General features: G+C 61.0%; 1 protein-coding gene. It reads left to right on the plus strand.

Translation table 11 applies throughout. The features are described 5' to 3' along the window. Positions 1–142: 142 nt before the first annotated feature. Complete coding sequence (locus ACT3TZ_RS15100) at positions 143–826, plus strand: hypothetical protein (protein WP_444584233.1); 684 nt, start codon at positions 143–145, stop codon at positions 824–826. Positions 827–1,542 lie beyond the last annotated feature (716 nt).

The following is a 1,542-nucleotide window of genomic DNA, read 5'->3' on the forward strand; positions in this document are numbered from 1 at the left end:
CCTAGGAGAAGGGGGCAGAGCCGGTGTTGACAGCAGCTTTGACAGCAACGCGGCTGTGCGGGCGCATCGGGTTATGGTGCTGACAGCAACGCGCGGCGAGCTTGCCGACCGATAGGCGGACACCACAGGAGGTGCCATCCTCATGGCAGTAGAACCGCATAAGCCTGGCGCGCTCAGCCTCGAGCACGTGCACGAGGTGATGTCTGAGCTCTCTCGTCAGCGGCCGGTGTTTCATTCCGAAGCTGACTTCCAGCATGCCTTCGCGCAGTTGCTCTTGAAAAGGCACCCGAGCCTCAACGTTCGGCTGGAGATCCCGTACCGGTCAATCGGCTCGACGGAGCCCGATTCTCGGACTGTGGTCGACCTCTATTGCAGCGACTACGAGCGGGGAGCGGTCACCGCCATCGAGTTCAAGTACAAGACCCGGCGGTGGAGTGGAGCCGTCAGAGACGAGGACGTTCGACTCCTCTATCAGTCTGCTGCCGACCTCGGTCGCAAGAACTTCGTCAAGGACATTGATCGTCTCGAGAGATGGTCCGATGCAGTGGGTGGAACGGCATTCGCCATCCTTTTGACGAACGAGGATGGCTACTGGTCTGCTCCGAGGGGACGGCGCACCACCAATGACGCTGCCTTCCGCATTCATGAGGGAGCGGAGCTGACGGGCGAACTGCTGTGGGCAAATAACGTGAACTCGAGGAACAACCGCACGCTCAAGGGCAGGTTCCCGATGCGATGGGTCGACTACTCGGACCTGAGCGAGTACGGGGAAGGGCAGCGGAAGGGTAATCAGTTGCGCTACGTCATCGCCAAGGTCGACCACTGAAGACAGGAGTCTCCGGCGTGGAATGGTCCAGGTCAGGGCTTAAGGCCGACGGGTTCAGAGGATTTGTGCGGTTCTCCGAGCTGCGGGCAGCTTGTGTCCCTGCCGCACCGGGGGTGTACGTCATCGTCCGACAACTCGACGGTGAGCCTGAGTTTCTACCGAGCAGCCCAGGCGGGCGGTTCAAGGGGAAGGACCCGAGCGCACCCCGCGAGCGACTCGTTGCCGAATGGGTTCCAGAGGCTGAGGTCGTCTACATCGGCAAAGCATCTGGTGGCTCGACTGGTCGAAGAGGCCTCCGTAAGCGCCTAGACGAGTTCCGTCGATTTGGAGAGGGCGAGCCGATCGGGCACTGGGGCGGTCGCCTCATCTGACAACTCGAGGAGAGCGACACCCTGCTCGTGTGCTGGAAGGAGACTGCCGTGGAACCAGCGCTCGTCGAGAGGGCGATGATCCTCAAGTTCACGACCGAGTTCGGACGCCGACCGTTCGCGAACCTTCGTAACTAGAGGAATGAGTCTGCAGCGGTGCCTTCCGAAGCGCGGTGTCTTCGGGAACGAGCAGATCACACGAATCCCAAGTCGTCGACCAACACCACAACCCGATCGATCGGACGGTGAAGCGCCCTGGGTCTGATGGAGACTCGCGCTATTTGGTTCCCACCATCTCAGTAGTGTGAATCGGCCCAGGTTTGATGCCGCTGCTGTTTGAGTCCGAGT

It is taken from the genome of Brachybacterium sp. AOP25-B2-12 (assembly GCF_052378625.1).
Lineage (GTDB): Bacteria > Actinomycetota > Actinomycetes > Actinomycetales > Dermabacteraceae > Brachybacterium.